Source organism: Ahrensia kielensis DSM 5890 (genome assembly GCF_000374465.1).
Classification (GTDB): Bacteria; Pseudomonadota; Alphaproteobacteria; order Rhizobiales; family Rhizobiaceae; genus Ahrensia; species Ahrensia kielensis.
Map to the genome: position 1 here is coordinate 1,022,625 of NZ_KB894528.1, position 19,209 is coordinate 1,041,833.

A 19,209-nucleotide genomic window follows, 5' to 3' on the forward strand; every position below is an offset into this window, starting at 1 on the left:
GACATTCAGTTACGTACGCATTAGAAATGCCCGTATAAATTTTATTTTTGAGCTTTGGCTCGTACTGACAGTTTTGCCAATTGGTGGGTCGCGCATTTTATGCGCAGGCAAACAGACTGTACAAGTCAAATAAATTAATTGGTAGTGGAATGAACAATTTCCGATCATACAGCATATGGCTAAAAAGCCATTGTGCTGCTGTGCGTATTGGAAATGCGGGATCATCCACTCGGTCAGGACAGTAAAATGAGTGAAGAAGCCCACCCGTGGCGAGAACGTGGTCGTCAATTTCAGGGCTACTTGAACGAACTGTTTTACATGCCGCCGTGGATCAAAACGATCAGCAAAGATACGCTGCGCAGTGACCTTATTGCTGGCCTTACCGGTGCAACCCTCGTCTTGCCTCAAGCCGTTGCCTTCGCAGCTATTGCTGGCCTGCCACCTGAATATGGATTTTATGCAGCAATTGTCACTGCTATTGTCGCTGCGTTATGCGGGTCAAGCTTGCATGCTGTTTCTGGGCCAACTACGCCAATTTCCGCGCTGGTCTTTGTGTCTCTTGTCGGCAGCTTCCAGCCCGGTACAGACAGCTATATCAGCGCTGCAATTACGCTCGCCTTTCTGGTTGGTATTTATCAGTTCGCGCTTGGTATAGCCCGCCTCGGCGGCATGGTGGATTTTGTTTCCCATTCCGTCATGACTGGCTTTATGACCGGGGCAGCGCTTTTGATTGCTCTTAGCCAAGTACGCCATGCCTTGGGTGTTGAGATACCACGCCCTGACGAGTTGGTTGAGTTCACCGTCGGCATTTATGAAAAATTCCCAGAGGTGAACCCCTATTCCGTCGGCATTGCTGCTTTCGCATTTTTTATCGGTATAGCGATAAAAAAATGGCGACCCTTATGGCCAAACTATCTCATTGCATTAGCAGCTGCGACAGGCATAAGCATTTGGCTTTCTGGACAATCGACTTCTGTTGCAACCGTTGGCGCAATTGAAACGGTTATACCAAAATTTGTACTCCCTGACTTTTCATTGAGCTCCCTACGCGATCTGTCTTCAGCCGCATTCGCGATCGCAATGGTTGGCCTTTTGGAAGCTATGTCAGTGGCGCGTGCCATCGGCTTGAAATCAGGTCAGATGGTTGACAATAATCGTGAATTTTTGGGCCAAGGCGCATCAAACATCGTCGGCAGTTTCTTCCAATGCTACCCAGGTTCAGCATCATTCACTCGTTCTGGTGTGAACTATGAAGCAGGTGCCCAAACACCTTTAGCAACAATTTTCTCTGCTATTTTCCTGTTCATCATACTCCTGCTTGTCGCCCCTTGGTTTGCATATGTGCCTATTCCGGCAATGGCTGGCGTTATCATTCTTGTCGCATGGCGCTTGGTGGATCTTCAAGAAATCAAGCATATATTCAGCACCTCCGCCTCAGAGGCTGTCATTGCTGGCATCACATTCTTCTCGGCAATCCTTATTAATCTTGAATTTGCGATCTATGCTGGCGTGCTTTTGTCACTTGGCTTGTTTTTGAATTCAACATCAAAGCCATCAATTGGTATCGGCGTACCCGATCCTAACTCTAAACGACGCACATTCTCTGGCTCAGGCATCGGCAGTGGCAACGAAACACTGCCCGAATGCCCGCAGCTCATGATTGCGCGTTTGGATGGCCCGCTCTATTTCGGATCGGTTGAATATCTACGCAAGCAATTCAGACGCTTTGAAATCGAGCGCAAAGATCAAACCAGTATGATCTTCATAGTGAAAGGCATCGGTGAAATCGATATGCCCGGTGCCGACCTGTTGATAGAAGAGGCTAATCGCAGACGTAAGCGCGGCGGTTCATTCCACCTACAAACAAAAACACCCAAGACAATTTCTAAGCTAGCGCGTTTTAAAGTTATCAAGGAATTAGGCCGCGAGTTTATTCACCTGTCGAAAGGTGATGCGATTGCCGGCGTTGTTCCCACATTGGATAAATCAATTTGTGCGACATGCACAAAACGCATTTTCTTCGAGTGTGAAGCACAGCCAAAGCCCGTACCTGAAGAAATATTAGAGCAAATGAACGAGGCGAAATCAGAAGCATCTTCCGCGAATGTTCAACCCGCCAAAACGCAATCAGCAGAATAATTCTTGTATTATATGGCGGTGACAATTTTTGTAGCTATATGTCTTAGATGACAATTGCTGACCGTATATTTGGACCATTCGAAAAACTGATTGCCCCACTGGATTTACCAGTGCTGCCAATGCCGGATGACGGACCACTAAAATTGGTCTGGCATTTTGCAAAAATGTTCCGTGCCGTGCTGATTGCTGTCGGTATTTTGTCGATTATTTCTGCGTCAGTGTCTCTGCTTCTCATCTGGGCTATGGCATTCATTGTTGATGGCGTATCTGCGCAAGGTGCATCGCTTTTTCTAGATCAAAATTGGGTATTACTACTTTTAATTTTGATCACGCTTGCTGTGTTCAATCCGGCCATACGGTTTGTCGCAGAAACATATATGTATCAAACAGTGGAAACCTTGATGCCAGCGGCGCTGCGTTGGCAAGCGCACAAGGCTGTCGAAAACCAAGATATGTCATTCTTTGAGGATTTGTTCGCAGGGCAAGTCGCTTCCCGTATCGCGCAAGTAACAAGCGCGTCACAGCGCATTATGATGCTTTCAATGAGCACTATTCCCTATGTTGGCATTCAATTTTTTGGCTCGTTTGCACTGTTGCTCGCATTGTCTTGGCAGCTTGCAATGCCTGTTCTTTTTTGGATCATAGCCAATAGTATACTCGCCTATTATGTGATGCCACTTTACATGCAGCGCTCCAAACATGTTGCCGGTGCACGTTCCAAAGCTACAGGCGCAATGACTGACATCTACAGCAATATCGCGATGGTGAAACTCTTTGCAGCTGAAGATTCAGAAGCTGGTGCTATTCGCAAAGTCATTGGTGAGACAATTGACACACAGCACAGCGAAAACCGCGCATACATCGCCACAGATACAAGCGTCAACTTACTCAATGTTGCCCTCGTGGTTTCAATATTCTCTATTGGCATTTGGGGGTTGGTGGACGGGTTTGTGTCGCTTGGTGAGTTTGTCGCCGCGGTGACTGTATCTCGGTCGCTATCAGATTCATCCAATGCTTTCATCGGCCTTGGTCAGGGCATTACGCGGGCGCTCGGCACAATAAAAGATGCAATGCCAGTCATTACCAGCCAGCCTAAAATCACAGACAAAACAAAGGCACCAAGCCTTGATGTACGTGCTGGAGAGATTACGTTTAACAGCGTTGATTTTTCCTATGGAGATGCGGCAAAGCCGGTGCTGCGCAAACTGGATCTCCATATTAAAGCTGGTGAAAAAGTTGGTATTGTTGGCCTGTCTGGCGCGGGTAAATCAACACTCATAGCGCTGCTTCTGCGGTTGCGTGATGTTGATGCTGGCAGCATTCAAATTGACGGTCAGGATGTACGTGACGTGACACAAGCATCGCTTAGACGCCAAATTGGGGTCGTGACACAAGATGTATCTTTGTTGCATCGCTCCATTCGCGACAACATTCGATATGGTGATCCAACCGCCAGCGATGCACAAATTGAGCACGCAGCAAAATTAGCGCAAGCAGACATTTTTATTCAAGGACTCACAGACAGTGATGATCGTCAAGGTTATGATGCCCATGTCGGCGAAAAAGGCATAAAGCTATCCGGTGGACAGCGCCAACGCGTTTCTATCGCTCGTGTTTTGTTAAAAGATGCCCCGATTTTGGCTTTAGATGAGGCAACCTCCGCGCTTGATTCTGAGGCAGAAGCAGCGATTCAGAAAAACCTTACCAATTTGATGGAGGGCAAAACCACGATAGCCGTTGCCCACCGTCTTTCTACAATAGCCGCGATGGACCGCCTTGTCGTTATGGATAAGGGCATGATTGTCGAGCAAGGCACACATGATGAATTGATTGAAAGCGACGGCCTCTATGCACAGCTATGGGCGCGCCAATCAGGCGGGTTTCTTGTAACAAACCAGCCTGCAACGTCAGAAGTCTAGTTTATCCGAACCTCAAGCGTTCTTGCGCTTCACTTCTTCCAGAACAATCCATTTGTTTCGGTATATTTTAGCGCGCTGAAAAACGCACAACGACCAATTATCTGAAATCTGCCAACTCATTCATCAACCAGTGCACGCGCCAATTGCCGTGCAGCATTTGATAAAAGTGTTTTGTGCTGAACTAGAATTTCAGGATCAAGACGAACCGTTGGACCATGCGTAGCGAGTGCTGCAAGAAAACGCTTTTTCTCATCAAAAATAGGCACTGCAATCGCAACCATTCCATCCATGAATTCTTGGTCATCAATCGCATAACCTTGGCTGACAATCGTCTCTAAGCTCTCAAGAAGCTTGTCTGCATTTTCAAACGTGTTGCTTGTATAGGGTTTAAGCTGAAGAGAGCGAACGAGCCGTTCGCGCATAGCTGGTGCAAGCGACGCCAAAAAAACTTTGCCACTGGCTGTACAATGAAAAGGAACATGAGTTCCCACCGGAAGCTGAACGCGAATTGGCCAGTCGGTTTCAACCCGATCAAGATAGGTCATGCCATCATCGGATGGCACAACAAAATTGACCGTTTCTCCAAGCGTTTGTGCGACGTTCTTTAATATTTGCCGACGGCCAATATGAATATGCGAAGCATATAACATGCCCACGCCCAACGAACGCAAACGCCGCGCTGGCCTTAAACGCTTGCCGCTTGGCTCATATATTAAAAAACCCTCTTCCACCAATGTCGCGCAAAGCCGATGCATTGTTTGTTTTGGCAAACCGATATGTTGATTAATTTCAGTTGGTGACAGTGCTTTGTCTGAATTACCCACGATTTCAAGTATCAATAAAGTTCTTAAATTCGTTGGAATTCGGCTTTCATCTGTCATCAATTATACTCCTTGTTCTCAGTAACATAAGCATGACTGAAGCGGTGAATCGAGGCAAAAAGTCTCATTTTCAGCAAAAGAACAATACTGAATCGGCAACATGACGCGTCATGCGCAAAGCACTGATGAATAAAGCAGCTTGTGCAACATCAGTAGAAAAGTCGCACCAGATAAAGCGTTAGGCTTGGGAACATTACAAGAATAATTGTGCGCAAAATGTCCGACGCAATAAAGGGCATAATAGCCTTATAGGTGGCCCCCAACCGCGTTTCCTTATCCATCGAATTGATGATGAACAGGTTCATGCCTACAGGCGGCGTGATAAGCCCGACCTCAACCACAATAAGCACCAAAATACCGAACCAAAGCGCTGTTTCTTCTGGCGACAATCCAAAATCAAGACCAGAAATAATTGGAAAGAAAATCGGAATCGTCAGCAAAATCATAGAAAGACTATCCATAATGCAGCCAAAAACGAGATAAACCAAAAGAATAACGGTTAAAACAACCCAAGGGCTTAAGCCCAAAGCAACAACATATTGCGACATTTCTTGCGGCACCTGCGTGAGCGCTAGAAAACCATTATAATAGCTCGCACCAAGCACGATTAAGAAAATCATCGCCGTATTGGATGCTGTTGATAGCAAGGCATCAACAAAATTATCACGTGTAAGAGAGCGGCTAAACAAGGCTATAAGCCCTGTTCCAGCCGCACCGATTGCAGCCGCTTCAGTTGGTGTAAACCAGCCGAAGTAAATGCCGCCAACAACCAGAAAAAACACGAGCAATACCGGCCATACAGCTAAAAGCGCTGTCAGCCGTTCGCTATAGGGCATACGGCTTTTAATCTGCTCACTACCGGGGAAAACGCGGACATAAATGGCAATGGTCAACATATAACCAATCGCCGCGAGCAAGCCTGGAATAAAGGCAGCCATGAACAATTTTGCGATATTTTGCTCTGTCAAAATAGCATAGATGACGAGAACAACAGAAGGCGGTATCAAAATGCCAAGCGTGCCGCCTGCGGCAAGTGTTGCAGTTGCAAATCCACCTTCATAGCCTGCGCGGCGAAGCTCCGGCAGTGCCACCTGCCCCATTGTTGCAGCTGTTGCCAAGGACGAGCCACAAATCGCGCCGAACCCAGCCGAAGCACCAACAGAAGCCATCGCAACCCCGCCTTTGCGGTGGCCCAAGAATGCTTCAGCTGCGCGAAACAAGGATTGGGACATGCCGCCAAGCGATGCAAACTGTCCCATCAACAAAAACAAGGGCACAATCGACAAGGAATGGCTGGAAAATGTGGAATAGGTTTCGGACTTCATCTTTGCCAAAACGACAGTCCAATCGCCAAACACCAGCGCTGTACCACCAAGACCGCAAACAATCATCGCGACACCAATCGGCATACGGATGAAGATAAGAAGGATCAGTACAGGCAGTGAAATGAGCCCAATATCAAAGTTACTCATGGGCCAACCTGTTCAGATGAATGTATCGTTTCTTTGCGCTCTGACCAATGAATAATCAAACTCATAAAGCCCACGACAACAGCAAACAGGCCTGCGATGAAGCATGCGGCGTACCCCCACCAGACCGGCCATGTTAACAGAAATGTTGTCTCATTATAAAGCATCTTATCGCGCATACCTGCGTAGAGCCGCCAAGTGATAACAACTGTTATTACAACAAGCAAAAACTCCCAGATCAGCGCAAGATATTCATTGCCGCGCGAGCTTAAAAGACGCTGCGTGAACAGATCGACAGATGCATGACCACGGTTAAGCTGGCACCAAGGAAGAAATAGAAATATCGCCAGAGCCATTGATATTTCAACAAGCTCAAAGTCACCTGTTATCGGCGCAAACTGTTGCAGAAATCCAGCAATTGAGGACATATTATCCTTCACGAAAGACATGTTGCCAATCGTGTTGAAGCCGCGTCCAACAATACTGACACATGTCATTACAATGAGGAAAATGAGCAGCAAACCACCCAGAACAGCCATAAGCTTGGCAAGGCTAGTGGCTGTTCGGCGTATATTACTCAAAACAATTGCTCCGCGCTTGTGCGCTAAAATTAACAAATAAGTTCAGCGCACAAACAAAGTTTATCATCAATTGACAATATTTGCCTGCGTTGCTGCACGAAGCTCATCTTCACTCACACCGTCAGCAGTTTCAATGATTTTTAAGCCACCATCAACAACATCAAGCACGCCAAGATTGGTAATGATACGGTCAACAACACCCTGTCCTGTTAGCGGCAATGAGCACTCTTTGAGCAGTTTTGAATCGCCATGCTTATTGGTATGATCCATCACAACAACAACGCGGCCAACACCGGCAACAAGGTCCATTGCGCCGCCCATGCCTTTTACAAGCTTGCCCGGGATCATCCAATTGGCCAAATCGCCATTCTCGGCAACTTCCATAGCGCCCAAAATCGCCATAGCAATTTTACCGCCGCGGATCATACCAAACGATGTCGCACTATCAAAATATGCCGTATGCGGCAGTTCCGTAATTGTCTGCTTACCCGCATTGATAAGATCAGGATCGATATTTTCTTCGGTCGGAAACGGTCCCATGCCAAGCATGCCGTTTTCTGATTGAAGTGTAACTTCCACACCATCTGGAATGTAATTGGCAACCATGGTCGGAATACCGATACCCAGATTAACATAAGTGCCGTCTTGAAGCTCTTTAGCTGCCCGTGCAGCCATTTGATTTCTGTCCCAAGCCATTGATCAAGCCTCCCGCACTGTGCGTTGTTCGATGCGTTTTTCATGCTCACCTTGGAAAAGGCGATGCACATAAATGCCCGGTAAATGAATATGGTCCGGGTCAAGCGTGCCCACAGGCACAATCTCTTCTACTTCCATCACGCAAGTTTTGCCGCACATAGCAGCTGGTGGGTTGAAGTTACGCGCTGTTTTGCGGAAAATCGCATTGCCCGTTTCATCAGCCTTCCAAGCTTTTACGATAGAAAGATCAGCAAAGATGCCCTCTTCCATGATGTAGGTTTGACCATTGAAATCTTTGTGTTCTTTGCCTTCGGCAATCACAGTACCAACGCCAGTCTTGGTGTAAAAACCAGGGATACCGCAGCCGCCGGCACGCATACGCTCTGCCAAAGTTCCTTGCGGATTAAATTCCAATTCAAGCTCGCCAGAGAGATATTGGCGCATGAATTCAGCGTTTTCGCCCACATAGGACGAAATCATTTTCTTCACCTGTTTGGTTTGAAGAAGAATACCAATCCCAAACTCATCAACACCTGCATTATTGGATGCAAAAGTTAAGTCTTTGGTTCCAGCTTCTTTGATTGCTTGGAGCAACAATTCAGGAATACCGCATAAGCCAAAGCCACCAGCAGCAATGAACATTCCATCATGCAACAAGCCTTCCAAAGCAGATGTCGCATTCGGATAAATCTTCTTCATCAAAACCTCCACAAATGCCGCTCTCAAAAGGCGGCTTCTTGTAGTGTTTGACTTCGCACTGCAACAATTGTCAAGCTTAGCAATGCATTGGTGTGAGTTGTCCGCAACGAACGAGCGTGTCCGCTGTATATGTTAAGCCACTATATCAGCATATTTTAATCAGGGCCGTGTTTGACCATTTTTGCTCATTAAACAGCATCAAAACTCAACTGGCCCAATGAACCATAAAATCTGGCACTGAAGATGATGCAAGCCCTTATACTACGCAAGAATGAGAATGTTGAGCGAACAAGGTTCATCTCAACGGCGCGATTTATCTGTAACCACTGTGGAGGGTACATAATATGAAGATGACAACGGAAGAAGCCTTTGTAAAAGTCTTGCAAATGCATGGCATTGAAAATGCATTCGGCATCATCGGTTCTGCCATGATGGCAATTTCAGATCTATTTCCCAAAGCGGGCATTAAATTCTGGGACTGCGCCCATGAAACCAATGCAGGCATGATCGCAGATGGCTACACGCGCTCTTCCGGTAAAATGTCGATGATGATCGCGCAAAACGGCCCCGGCATTACCAACTTTGTAACGCCTGTCAAAACAGCCTATTGGAATCACACCCCATTGCTTCTGGTTACACCGCAAGCTGCCAATAAAACGATTGGCCAAGGCGGATTTCAAGAAATCGAACAGATGAAATTGTTCGAAGATATGGTTTGCTATCAAGAAGAGGTGCGCGATCCCTCCCGTATGGCCGAAGTGCTTAACCGCGTGATCGAAAAAGCTTGGCGCGGATCAGCCCCTGCGCAAATCAATGTGCCCCGTGATTACTGGACACAAGTGATTGATATTGAATTGCCGCAGATCGTTCGCCTTGAGCGCCCTCGCGGCGGCGAGCAAGCAATTACCGAAGCTGCCAAACTGCTTTCAGAAGCCAAGTTTCCGGTTATTTTGAACGGCGCTGGTGTTGTTTTATCTGGCGCTATTCCTGTATCCGCCGAACTTGCTGAAAAGCTTTCTTCGCCGGTCTGCTGCGGTTATCAGCACAATGATGCCTTCCCCGGCTCACACCCACTCTCCGCCGGCCCCCTTGGCTATAATGGCTCAAAAGCAGCAATGGAGTTGATTGCCAAAGCAGATGTTGTTCTGTGCCTTGGCACACGCCTCAATCCATTCTCAACACTGCCAGGTTACGGCATTGATTACTGGCCAAAAGACGCAAAAATCATACAGGTTGATATGAATTCAGACCGTATTGGCCTGACGAAAAAAGTGTCTGTCGGCATACAAGGCGACGCAAAACTTGTCGCTGAGCAAATTCTGGAAAAACTATCTTCAAGCGCTGGCGATGACGGCCGCAAAGACCGCGAAGCGCTTATTGCGCAAACAAAATCTGCTTGGCTGCAACAGCTTTCATCAATGGACCACGAAGATGACGATCCGGGCACAACATGGAACGAACGTGCGCGTGATCGTGAACCAGAACGCATGTCACCACGCATGGCATGGCGCGCAATTCAGGCAGCAATGCCAAAAGATGTAATCATTTCGTCTGATATTGGCAACAATTGTGCGATCGGCAACGCTTATCCAACATTTGAAAAGGGCCGAAAATATCTAGCACCCGGCCTCTTTGGCCCTTGTGGATACGGTTTTCCAGCCATCCTAGGCGCTAAAATCGCTAACCCAGACACACCCGTAATCGGATTTGCTGGCGATGGTGCATTTGGCATCTCTATGAACGAGATGACCGCTTGTGGCCGTAATGACTGGAAACCGATCACCATGGTGATCTTCCGCAACTATCAATGGGGCGCTGAAAAACGCAACACTACATTGTGGTTTGACGATAATTTCGTGGGCACAGAGCTAAATCTCGGTGTGGAATATGCTAGAATCGCAGAAGCTTGCGGCGTCAAAGGCGTGCAAGTCACCTCGATGGAAGATCTGACAAGAGCGCTGGACGAAGCCGTTGAAGGCCAAATGAAGCGAAACGAAACAACTTTCATCGAAGTTGTTTTAAATCAGGAGCTGGGTGAACCGTTCCGCCGCGATGCAATGAAGAAACCTGTCACAGTTGCAGGCATTGATCCAAACGATATGCGCCCTCAACAAGCTGCTGAATAAGGTTAAAGATCTGTTCGGACTGTCAAATGACATAAATGGATGATTAAAGTTACGCTCTGCCAGTGATTCCAACATTAGCAGAGCGTTTATATGACGTGAGAGAAACCATGCTTGATCCGCTAAAGTCCATCTATGCCACTGCAAAAAAAGTGCGTCGCCATATTGTGCTTAGCGAGGGCTATGATCCACGTATTATTGATGGCGCTGCCGAGGCCATTAAACAAAACCTTGCGGCCATTACTCTACTTGGCAATAAAGTTGAGGTTGCGAACGCTATTCAATCGCGCGGCTACACCCCATCAGATTTCAATCTGATTGATCCGGCGGATACACAACACCATGAAGCCTATGCCAGCGGTTATTATGAGCTACGAAAAGAAAATGGCGTAACAAAAGAATTTGCCCATGAGAGCATGAGAAAGCCGCTTAACTTTGCCGCAATGATGGTGCGCCTTGGCGATGCGGATGGCACCGTTTCTGGTGCCGTTACCACAACCGCCAACACAGTACGCGCAGCCATACAAATCATCAAAAAATCGCCTGATGCTGCATTGGTTTCTAGCTTTTTTCTAATGGTTATGAATGAGCAATATCATACGAAAAAAGGGGTATTCGTATTTGCTGATTGCGGCCTTACGATTGAACCTGATGCTGTTCAGCTTTCAGAAATCGCGATCGCATCTGCTCGCTCATACAAATCACTCACAGGGCGCGAGCCTAAAATTGGCATGTTATCTTTTTCAACATTGGGCAGCGCACGTCATGAAAAAGTTAGCAAGGTTCAAAAGGCTACAAAGCTAATTCGCGAAAAAGAACCAGACTTAACAGTCTCAGGCGAGCTGCAATTTGATGCAGCCTTTGTGCCTTCTGTCGCGCAGATAAAAGCACCGGATGATACCGTGCAAGGCGATGCAAACATATTCGTTTTCCCCAATCTTAATGCGGGCAATATCGGTTACAAAATTGCCCAGCGCATTGGCGGTGCGCAGGCAATCGGCCCTATCCTTCAGGGCCTTAAAAAGCCCGCCAATGACCTATCACGCGGCTGCTCTGCACAGGATGTGACAGACATGATTGCCATCACCGCCGCACAGGTAAAATGATTCAATGCCAAGGCGTTAAGCCAAACACTTGAATCAGTTTATCACACCTTCACGCGTTCAGATTTCGGATCATACATCGGCCTCAATGAAGCTTCTGCTTCGAACCGCTCACCTGCAATCTCAATTTCAAATTTCGACGCCAGCATATCGGCCGCGGCCTCCCCTTTGCACGGCACGTAACCAAGACCAATAGCAGCGCCAATCGTATGTCCGTAATTAGCAGATGTAATATAGGATACGATCTCACCATCACGAATGATGGGCTCATGGTGATACATAAGCGGCTGCGGGTCTTTTAGCGCAAACTGCACAAGACGCATATTCAAGCCCTCTTCTTTTTTGCGCAAAACGGCATCGCGGCCCACAAAATCTTCTTTTGCCGTTTTCACAGCAAAACCAAGGCCAGCCTCCAGCACGTGGTCCTCGCCAGTAATGTCATGTCCAAAATGTCGGAACGCTTTTTCAATACGCAATGAATCCATCATGTGCATCCCGCAGAGCTTCAGCTTCATATCTTGGCCAGCATCAAAAATCGTCTCAAACACATGCGCGGCCATATCGGTTGAAATATAAAGTTCCCAACCAAGTTCGCCCACATAAGTGACACGGTGTGCACGCGCTAACCCCATGCCAATCTCGATATTCTTAGCTTGGCCGAACGGATGATTATCATTCGTCCAATCATGGCCAGATACACGTTCCAATAGCTGGCGAGAATTCGGTCCCATCACAGCAAGCACGGCCTCGGCAGATGTGGCGTCAAAGATCAGCGCTTGAAAATCACCCAAGTAGCGGCGCATCCAGTGCATTTCACGTTGAACAGTCGCTGCAGGGGTCACAACAATATAGCTGTTTTCTGCCAACCGCGTAACGGTAACATCCGCCTCTATACAGCCGCGCTCATTTAGAAACTGCGTGTAGATAATTTTGCCAACGGGCACGTCAACATCGTTGCCGCAAATATAGTTTAAGAACGCACAGGCGTCCCGCCCTTCCACGCGTATTTTGCCAAATGATGTCATGTCATACATGCCGACATTCTCACGCGCGGCACGGTGCTCATCGGCGGCATTTTGAAACCAGTTCTGCCGCTTCCATGAATATTTATATTCAGGCTCCTGATTTTCATTCACAAACCAGTTTGCCCGCTCCCAACCAGCAACTTCACCAAATACCGCGCCTTGCTCTTTTAAATGCGCATGGAATGGAGAACGCCGAACACCGCGCGCCGTGGCCATCTGACGGTGTGGGAAATGGTCTGCATAAAGCAGTCCCAAGGTCTCTTTTGAACGCTCAAAGAGGTACGTTTTATTATTTTGAAACGGCTGCATACGGCGAATATCAACATCACCAAGATCAAATGGCGGCAAGCCTTTATCCATCCATTCGGCAAGTGCCCATCCCGCACCACCAGAGGACTGAATACCAATGGAATTGAAACCTGCCATGACAAAAAAGTTTTTTAAGTTTGGCGCTTCTCCTAAGTAATAAGCATCATCAGGTGTAAAACTCTCTGGCCCATTAAAGAAAGTATGGATGCCTGTTTCGGCAAGCGCGGGAACGCGCTCCACCGCCATTTCGAGTATCGGTTCAAAATGGTCAAAGTCTTCTGGCAATTGATCAAACTCAAAATCTTGGCGGATACCATCCATGCCCCAAGGCTTTGATTCAGGCTCAAAGGCACCCAGTAAAATTTTACCAGCATCCTCTTTGTAATAGGCACATTCATCGGGCACGCGCAGGACCGGCATTTGTTTCAGGTCCGGTATGCTTTCCGTCACGATGTAGAAATGTTCGCAGGCATGGAGCGGCACATCAACCTGTGCCATCGCACCGACTTCTCGCGCCCACATACCACCGCAGTTTACCACAAAATCAGCTTCAATTGTGCCGCTTTCATCGGTGCCATCGCGTTGCCATGAAACGCCGCTCACCTGATCGCCGACAGTGTGAATGTCTGTGACTTTCATACGCTCAAATATTTGCGCGCCATTCATTTTGGCACCTTTGGCAAGGGCTAACGTAATATTGGCAGGATCGCCCTGCCCATCTTTCGGCAAATAAACCCCGCCCTTCACACCATCCAAATTGATATGCGGATAACGCTCTTTAACTTGCGCTGGTGTAATCTCCTCGACCTCAACACCAAAGGCGCGTGCCATTGATGCTTGGCGGGTAATTTCCTCAAGACGTTCCTCCGTCAAAGCAACGGTAATCGAACCGCATCGCCGAAAACCGGTCGCAACACCTGTCTCTTCTTCCAGCTTGCCATAGAGCTCCTGACTATATTTGGCGAGCCGCGTCATATTTTTAGATGAACGAAGCTGCGCAATCAAACCTGCTGCATGCCATGTCGTACCCGATGTGAGTTGCTTGCGCTCAAGCAACACAATGTCTTTCCAGCCAAGCTTGGCGAGATGATACGCAACGGAGCACCCTGCGATGCCACCGCCAATAATAACGGCACGCGCTGTTGAAGGCGGGGTTTTCTTGTCAGTCATGGGCTTAATCCTGAAATAATGACTTTGGAAATTGTGAAACTACGGTCGCTTTATGCGCGCAGCCGCTCGTTTTTAGGGTCCCACAGGGGCCAATCAGGTTGAACTTCAGCTTTATATTTTTTACCGAAAATATCGATCTGAAGCTTTGTGCCCGGTTTTGTTAAATCTGCACGCACGACGCCCAGCGCAATCGACGTATTGGTGCGATAGCCAAATCCACCCGACGTTACCTCGCCGACAATTTTGCCCTCGTGAAAAATACTCGACATAGAAGGCGCATCGTAATCACCAGCATTCACTGACATTGTCACAAAGCGTTTAGTTGGACCGTTCTCAAGCTCTGTCTTCAAAATTGCTTTACCTGGGAAATCTTGCGGTTTGTCGATGCGGATAAAGCGCTCCAACCCACCTTCCACCAACGAATAATCCGTCGATAAATCACCCTTCCAAGCACGGTAGCCTTTCTCCAGCCGCATTGAGCCAAGCGCATACATACCAAAGGGTATCGCACCCGCAGCAAGGACAGCATCATAAAGCGCTGGAACATGTGCTATACGCGCATGGATTTCCCAGCCCAGTTCTCCTGCAAACGAAACGCGGGCCAGTTTACAATTCACACCTGCAACTTCCGCATTTTGATGCGTCAACCAACCGAGCGTTAGGTCGGCATCCGTGCCGACTTCTTCAAAGAGTGCACGAGACTTAGGCCCCGTCACAATCAGCGTTGAAAATTCATCTGTTAGATCGATGAGTTTTAAAGAAGCAGGCAAATCCTTATTCAGAACTTCAAAATCATGCCATTGTGCAGGCGCTGCGGTAATGAGCGTAAAATCATCTTCATCGTGACGGATGATAGACATCTCAGTCAAAATGCGGCCGCGGCTATCAGGAAAATAGCCAAGTGTCATACGACCAGCTTTTGGCAATGCGCCAGCGATCATAGTGCGCAAATACTCTGCGGCACCCTCGCCAGAAAGATGAAAGCGAGAAAAACCCGGCAAATCCAAAACACCAACATGGTCGCGTACAGCTTCCACTTCTTGTCTTATGCGTTCTTCCCAAGGCCCGCTTCGTGACCAAGTTTGCGTAGCTTCTTCGCTGACATCATCACCATCTTTGGCAAACCAATTAGCCCTTTCCCAACCATTATACGCGCCCATTTGACCACCAGCGGCGACGATTTTTTCATGGACTGGAGAGAGTTTTTTATTACGCGCTGCGGGCCATTCATGATGTGGAAAATGCATCGCATATTCATGGCCATAAGTTTCCAGCGCTTTTTGAAGACAAAAATCCTGATCGGCGTGCGCAGTGTAGCGTCGCGGGTCAACCGACCACATGTCATTTTCAGTTTCGCCGTGGACAATCCATTCTGCCATGACTTTGCCCGCACCGCCGCCCTGCGCGATGCCAAATGTAAATGAATGCGCTTCAAATGAATTTTTAACACCAGGCATAGGACCAATCATCGGCAAACCGTCTGGCGCATAAGGAATTGGTCCATTGATCACGCGTTCAACACCAGCCGTGCCAAGCGCAGGCACACGCCCCATTGCATCTTCAATATACCATTCCAGACGCTCCAAATCATCAGGATAGAGCTGAAAAGAAAAGTCATCCGGCATGGGGTCTTCAGGCGTAATCCAATGCGCTTTGCAATTGCGCTCATACGGACCAAGATTAAGGCCGTTCTTGTCTTGCCGCAGGTAATAGGATGAATCCACATCGCGGATCATCGGCGTTTTGCGGCCATTTTCTTTTGTCCAAGCTTCAATCTCGGGAATTTCACCGGTTAGAAAATATTGATGGCTCATTACAATTTGCGGAACAGTACGACCGCCAAATGGCTTGAACCACTCGCCGATGCGCTGCGCATAATATCCACCAGCATTGACAACATACTCACAGCGAATATCGCCCTTATCAGTATGGACAATCCACTCATCACCATCACGCGAGACACCCGTTGCTGGGCAAAAGCGTTGAATATTACCGCCCATCTGGCGTGCACCTTTTGCCAGCGCTTGTGTGAGTTGAGCTGGATCAATATCGCCATCCAATGGATCCCAAAGGCCACCAGCAAGATCATGAATTTCCATAAATGGATTATGCGCTTGCAATTCTTGCGGTGTGCATATGTCCATTTCTAATCCTTGATGGCGCGCCTGTGCGGCAACCTTCTCAAACTCCATCATGCGTTCTTTGCTGTGCGCAAGACGCAGTGCGCCTGTCACATGATAATTCATCGGATAATCAACATCATCTGCAAGCGTGCGGTACATCGCCAAGCCATAACGCTGCATATTCATCACAGCCCAATTAGGCGCAAAGTTTGGGCAATTACCGGCTGCATGCCACGTCGAGCCAGCAGTAAGCTCGTTCTTTTCAAGCAAGACGCAATCTTTCCATCCAGCTTTTCCCAAATGGTAAAGCGTAGAAACACCGATGACTCCGCCGCCAATAATAACCACACGCGCAGTAGAAGGAAATTTACTCATGTTATTCTCCAAAAATTCAGCCAAGCGACATCAGTAAACCGGCGGCGATATCACCCACACGGCAACGGCTGGTTCATCACCATCATTGGACCATTGATATTTTTCATTTTGAAACTGAAAACTGTCGCCCGCATTGAGCACAAAAGAACGATCTTTAAATCGTAGTGTCAGTGTGCCTGACATCAGATAACCGGCTTCTTGTGTTGGTCGCGCCTTGATCCAAGCGCTTTGGCTATGGGGTTCAAAAGTCGAATGAATAATTTCAAAATCGCCTGACAGGTCGGGAGACAGAAGCTGTTCAACCAAACCATCTTGGCGATTGCCGAATGATGCCCGTGCGTCTTTACGAACCACAAAACCACGCTCGGCATCATCAGCTAATTCGTTTCTGAATAAAAACGAGACTGGTATTTCAAAAATCTCTGCCAGAGAACGAATATCAGGAATGCTTGGATTGGTTTGTCCGCGCTCCACCTGACTAACCCAGCCAATCGAGCGCCCCAGTTTTTCAGCAAGTTCTGTAATTGTCATGCTGCGTGCTTTTCGTAATGCACGCACATCATCCCCAATGTGCAGCCGAACATCCGCATCAATTTCAGGCGTCAGTTTGGAATCATCAATCATGTCTATTGCCTTAAATGAAATATTTGACAATAATTTCATTTAATCAGAAAAATGCAACAAAAATTTCAAATCACTTATTCACAGCCGCTAAAGGCTTTATTCCAATCAATAAATGGGACAAATAGTTTCATTAAATATCTAAATAGGGCCAGTATCTATTGATAACTGGGCCAGATTTACGCATAGTAATGACGTTAGAAAGGTGCCGAAAATGAGATACAGTCTATTTCATGTTGAACGCCAAGACTCGATGTCTTTGCAATCTCAGATACGTGAGATGCTTGTATCGGCAATGATCGCAGGACAATTGCCCGCAAATTCACCTGTGCCTTCAACACGGGCCATGGCAAAGCGTCTTAAAGTATCGCGCAACACTGTTATGCTCGCCTATCAAGCGCTTGCAGCAGACGGATTTCTCGTCGCTCGGGAGCGTTCTGGCTTTTATGTAGCACCCGATGTTCAAGCCGCCCCCAAACACAAAACACAAAATACAGCCCAACAAACCTCAGATGCGCTCACCCCCGTCAACTGGGACGATAAGTTACGTCTGCGTCCTGCCGCTCAACTCAATATTTCAAAGCCTGAAAACTGGCACGACTACAAATATCCATTTATCTATGGGCAGGTAGATCCAAAGCTTTTCCCGATCAGTGCATGGCGCGATTGTATGCGCCAAACAATGAGTCTCAAATGGCTCGATGCATGGACAGATGATCGGTTCAGCGCAGATGACCCGATGCTTGTTGAACAAATTCAGCAGCGTGTTTTAACGCGGCGCGGCGTGATGGCACGTTCAGACGAAATATTAATTACCATGGGCGCGCAGAATGCCCTCTTCCTTCTTGCCCATCTTTTTGTGCGTGAGGACACGCCCGTTGCAGTTGAAGACCCGGGCTATCCTGATATTCGCAACATGTTTGAACTGCGCACAAATGATGTACGCCGTATTCCCGTCGATGATGAAGGCATTTGTGTTGATCATTTGGGCGATGCAAAGGTTGTTTTTGTCACCCCAAGTCATCAGTTTCCGACAAATGTAACCATGAGCATGAGGCGGCGACGTGAGCTGTTGGCATGGGCCAATGAAAACGATGCACTCATCATCGAAGATGATTATGAGTATGAAACCAATTATCGCGGCGAACCGACACCGGCGCTAAAAAGTCTCGACACCAGCGGGCGCGTTTTGCATGTAGGCAGCCTGTCTAAATCAATGATGCCGGGGCTTCGCATGGGCTTTGTCGTTGCTTCTGCAGATGTGATTGCTGAGGTTAGAGCATTGCGGCGCTTAATGCTGCGCCACCCGCCCGGCAACAACCAGCGCGTTGTTGCATTGTTTTTGTCACTTGGTGGTCATGACGCGCTCATAAACCGTCTACATCGTACCTATTTAAAACGCTGGGAAATCATGAGCCTTGCGCTCGCTGATTATTTCCCCGGTTGGTCACATATGCCAGCTTTTGGCGGAACCTCCTTCTGGGTTCAAGGGCCACGTGGATTTGACGCAACACAGCTCGCTGTCGAAGCGATCAAAGATAGTATTCTAATTGAGCCCGGCGATATATTCTTCGCCGATAGCAAGAACCATAAGAATTATTTTCGCCTTGGTTTCTCCTCCATCCCAGATGAGAGAATCGAAGAAGGTATAAAGCTCTTGGCAAAACGGGCAACAAAAGTGCTCGGCTCAACACCGATTGAAGCAACACAAAGTGCGACCATCACAACTTTTGCTGCTGAATAAACAGGCACAAACACTAAGTTTTGTGCATTAAATTGTACGAGTAATCAGAGACGCGAAAATTCATGCTGCATTCTGCTTACTGGACTCATGCAGCTATAATTATTGGCGCTAGGTCCACACTCGAAACCAGAGTGTGCTGAGTAAAGTCTCTGGCCCAAATAGGCCAAGAAATGGGATGAGCGATAAATCACGGCATTTACCGCGTCACAATAATTGTCGTTTGTTTCACAAA

13 protein-coding genes are annotated in these 19,209 nt (G+C 47.7%); 5 read left to right on the forward strand and 8 right to left on the reverse strand.

All coding sequences use genetic code 11. The features are described from left to right. Positions 1 to 246 precede the first annotated feature (246 nt). The gene (locus C504_RS0105185) at positions 247 to 2,139 is read left to right on the forward strand and encodes a SulP family inorganic anion transporter (RefSeq protein WP_018688248.1); all 1,893 of its coding nucleotides are present in this window, start codon (positions 247 to 249) and stop codon (positions 2,137 to 2,139) included. Between the two features lie 47 nt (positions 2,140 to 2,186). Continuing rightward, positions 2,187 to 4,058 carry an ABC transporter ATP-binding protein gene (locus C504_RS0105190; RefSeq protein ID WP_018688249.1) on the forward strand — a complete coding sequence of 624 codons (1,872 nt, stop codon included), beginning with the start codon at positions 2,187 to 2,189 and terminating at the stop codon, positions 4,056 to 4,058. A gap of 116 nt (positions 4,059 to 4,174) precedes the next feature. On the opposite strand, the gene C504_RS0105195 is transcribed toward C504_RS0105190, so the two are convergent. The 5 genes from C504_RS0105195 to C504_RS0105215 form a co-directional block, all read right to left on the reverse strand. Next, complete coding sequence (locus tag C504_RS0105195) at positions 4,175 to 4,939, reverse strand: IclR family transcriptional regulator (protein ID WP_018688250.1); 765 nt, start codon at positions 4,937 to 4,939, stop codon at positions 4,175 to 4,177. A gap of 149 nt (positions 4,940 to 5,088) precedes the next feature. Then, entirely contained in the window at positions 5,089 to 6,411 is a 1,323-nt protein-coding gene (locus C504_RS0105200; protein ID WP_018688251.1) for a TRAP transporter large permease, read from the reverse strand. Next, positions 6,408 to 6,989: a TRAP transporter small permease gene (locus tag C504_RS0105205; protein WP_211097944.1), complete on the reverse strand. Its 582-nt coding sequence runs from the start codon at positions 6,987 to 6,989 to the stop codon at positions 6,408 to 6,410. The genes C504_RS0105200 and C504_RS0105205 overlap by 4 nt, the downstream gene beginning before the upstream one ends. A gap of 66 nt (positions 6,990 to 7,055) precedes the next feature. Further along, positions 7,056 to 7,685: a 3-oxoacid CoA-transferase subunit B gene (locus C504_RS0105210; RefSeq protein ID WP_018688253.1), complete on the reverse strand. Its 630-nt coding sequence runs from the start codon at positions 7,683 to 7,685 to the stop codon at positions 7,056 to 7,058. Between the two features lie 3 nt (positions 7,686 to 7,688). Then, the gene (locus C504_RS0105215; RefSeq protein WP_018688254.1) at positions 7,689 to 8,384 is read right to left on the reverse strand and encodes a CoA transferase subunit A; all 696 of its coding nucleotides are present in this window, start codon (positions 8,382 to 8,384) and stop codon (positions 7,689 to 7,691) included. A 344-nt stretch (positions 8,385 to 8,728) separates the two neighbouring features. Here C504_RS0105215 and xsc point away from each other — a divergent pair, with 344 nt between their 5' ends. Next, the gene (gene xsc / locus C504_RS0105220; RefSeq protein WP_018688255.1) at positions 8,729 to 10,510 is read left to right on the forward strand and encodes a sulfoacetaldehyde acetyltransferase; all 1,782 of its coding nucleotides are present in this window, start codon (positions 8,729 to 8,731) and stop codon (positions 10,508 to 10,510) included. A 107-nt stretch (positions 10,511 to 10,617) separates the two neighbouring features. Next, positions 10,618 to 11,613 carry a phosphate acetyltransferase gene (gene pta / locus C504_RS0105225; RefSeq protein WP_018688256.1) on the forward strand — a complete coding sequence of 332 codons (996 nt, stop codon included), beginning with the start codon at positions 10,618 to 10,620 and terminating at the stop codon, positions 11,611 to 11,613. Between the two features lie 41 nt (positions 11,614 to 11,654). Here pta and C504_RS0105230 read toward each other — a convergent pair whose 3' ends face one another. Genes C504_RS0105230 through C504_RS0105240 form a run of 3 tightly spaced genes read right to left on the reverse strand, consistent with a single transcriptional unit; the run spans position 11,655 to position 17,236 of the window. Then, positions 11,655 to 14,114 carry a GcvT family protein gene (locus C504_RS0105230; RefSeq protein WP_018688257.1) on the reverse strand — a complete coding sequence of 820 codons (2,460 nt, stop codon included), beginning with the start codon at positions 14,112 to 14,114 and terminating at the stop codon, positions 11,655 to 11,657. Between the two features lie 50 nt (positions 14,115 to 14,164). Next, a complete protein-coding gene (locus C504_RS0105235; RefSeq protein ID WP_018688258.1) occupies positions 14,165 to 16,612 on the reverse strand; it encodes a GcvT family protein in 2,448 nt (815 codons plus the stop codon). 30 nt (positions 16,613 to 16,642) lie between these two features. Beyond that, positions 16,643 to 17,236 carry a helix-turn-helix domain-containing protein gene (locus C504_RS0105240; RefSeq protein ID WP_018688259.1) on the reverse strand — a complete coding sequence of 198 codons (594 nt, stop codon included), beginning with the start codon at positions 17,234 to 17,236 and terminating at the stop codon, positions 16,643 to 16,645. A 211-nt stretch (positions 17,237 to 17,447) separates the two neighbouring features. On the opposite strand from C504_RS0105240, the gene pdxR reads away from it, so the two are divergent. Beyond that, positions 17,448 to 18,977, forward strand: coding sequence for a MocR-like pyridoxine biosynthesis transcription factor PdxR (pdxR, locus tag C504_RS17245; protein ID WP_041951497.1), 1,530 nt, complete (start codon positions 17,448 to 17,450; stop codon positions 18,975 to 18,977). Positions 18,978 to 19,209 lie beyond the last annotated feature (232 nt).

Excerpts from the sequence above, each read along its gene's own strand:
- xsc (WP_018688255.1), top strand. The coding sequence starts at position 8,729 with ATGAAGATGACAACGGAAGAAGCCTTTGTAAAAGTCTTGCAAATGCAT.
- C504_RS0105185 (WP_018688248.1), top strand. The coding sequence starts at position 247 with ATGAGTGAAGAAGCCCACCCGTGGCGAGAACGTGGTCGTCAATTTCAG.
- C504_RS0105210 (WP_018688253.1), bottom strand. The coding sequence starts at position 7,685 with ATGGCTTGGGACAGAAATCAAATGGCTGCACGGGCAGCTAAAGAGCTT.
- C504_RS0105230 (WP_018688257.1), bottom strand. The coding sequence starts at position 14,114 with ATGACTGACAAGAAAACCCCGCCTTCAACAGCGCGTGCCGTTATTATT.
- C504_RS0105235 (WP_018688258.1), bottom strand. The coding sequence starts at position 16,612 with ATGAGTAAATTTCCTTCTACTGCGCGTGTGGTTATTATTGGCGGCGGA.
- C504_RS0105200 (WP_018688251.1), bottom strand. The coding sequence starts at position 6,411 with ATGAGTAACTTTGATATTGGGCTCATTTCACTGCCTGTACTGATCCTT.
- pdxR (WP_041951497.1), top strand. The coding sequence starts at position 17,448 with ATGAGATACAGTCTATTTCATGTTGAACGCCAAGACTCGATGTCTTTG.
- C504_RS0105215 (WP_018688254.1), bottom strand. The coding sequence starts at position 8,384 with ATGAAGAAGATTTATCCGAATGCGACATCTGCTTTGGAAGGCTTGTTG.
- C504_RS0105195 (WP_018688250.1), bottom strand. The coding sequence starts at position 4,939 with ATGACAGATGAAAGCCGAATTCCAACGAATTTAAGAACTTTATTGATA.
- C504_RS0105190 (WP_018688249.1), top strand. The coding sequence starts at position 2,187 with ATGACAATTGCTGACCGTATATTTGGACCATTCGAAAAACTGATTGCC.
- C504_RS0105240 (WP_018688259.1), bottom strand. The coding sequence starts at position 17,236 with ATGATTGATGATTCCAAACTGACGCCTGAAATTGATGCGGATGTTCGG.
- pta (WP_018688256.1), top strand. The coding sequence starts at position 10,618 with ATGCTTGATCCGCTAAAGTCCATCTATGCCACTGCAAAAAAAGTGCGT.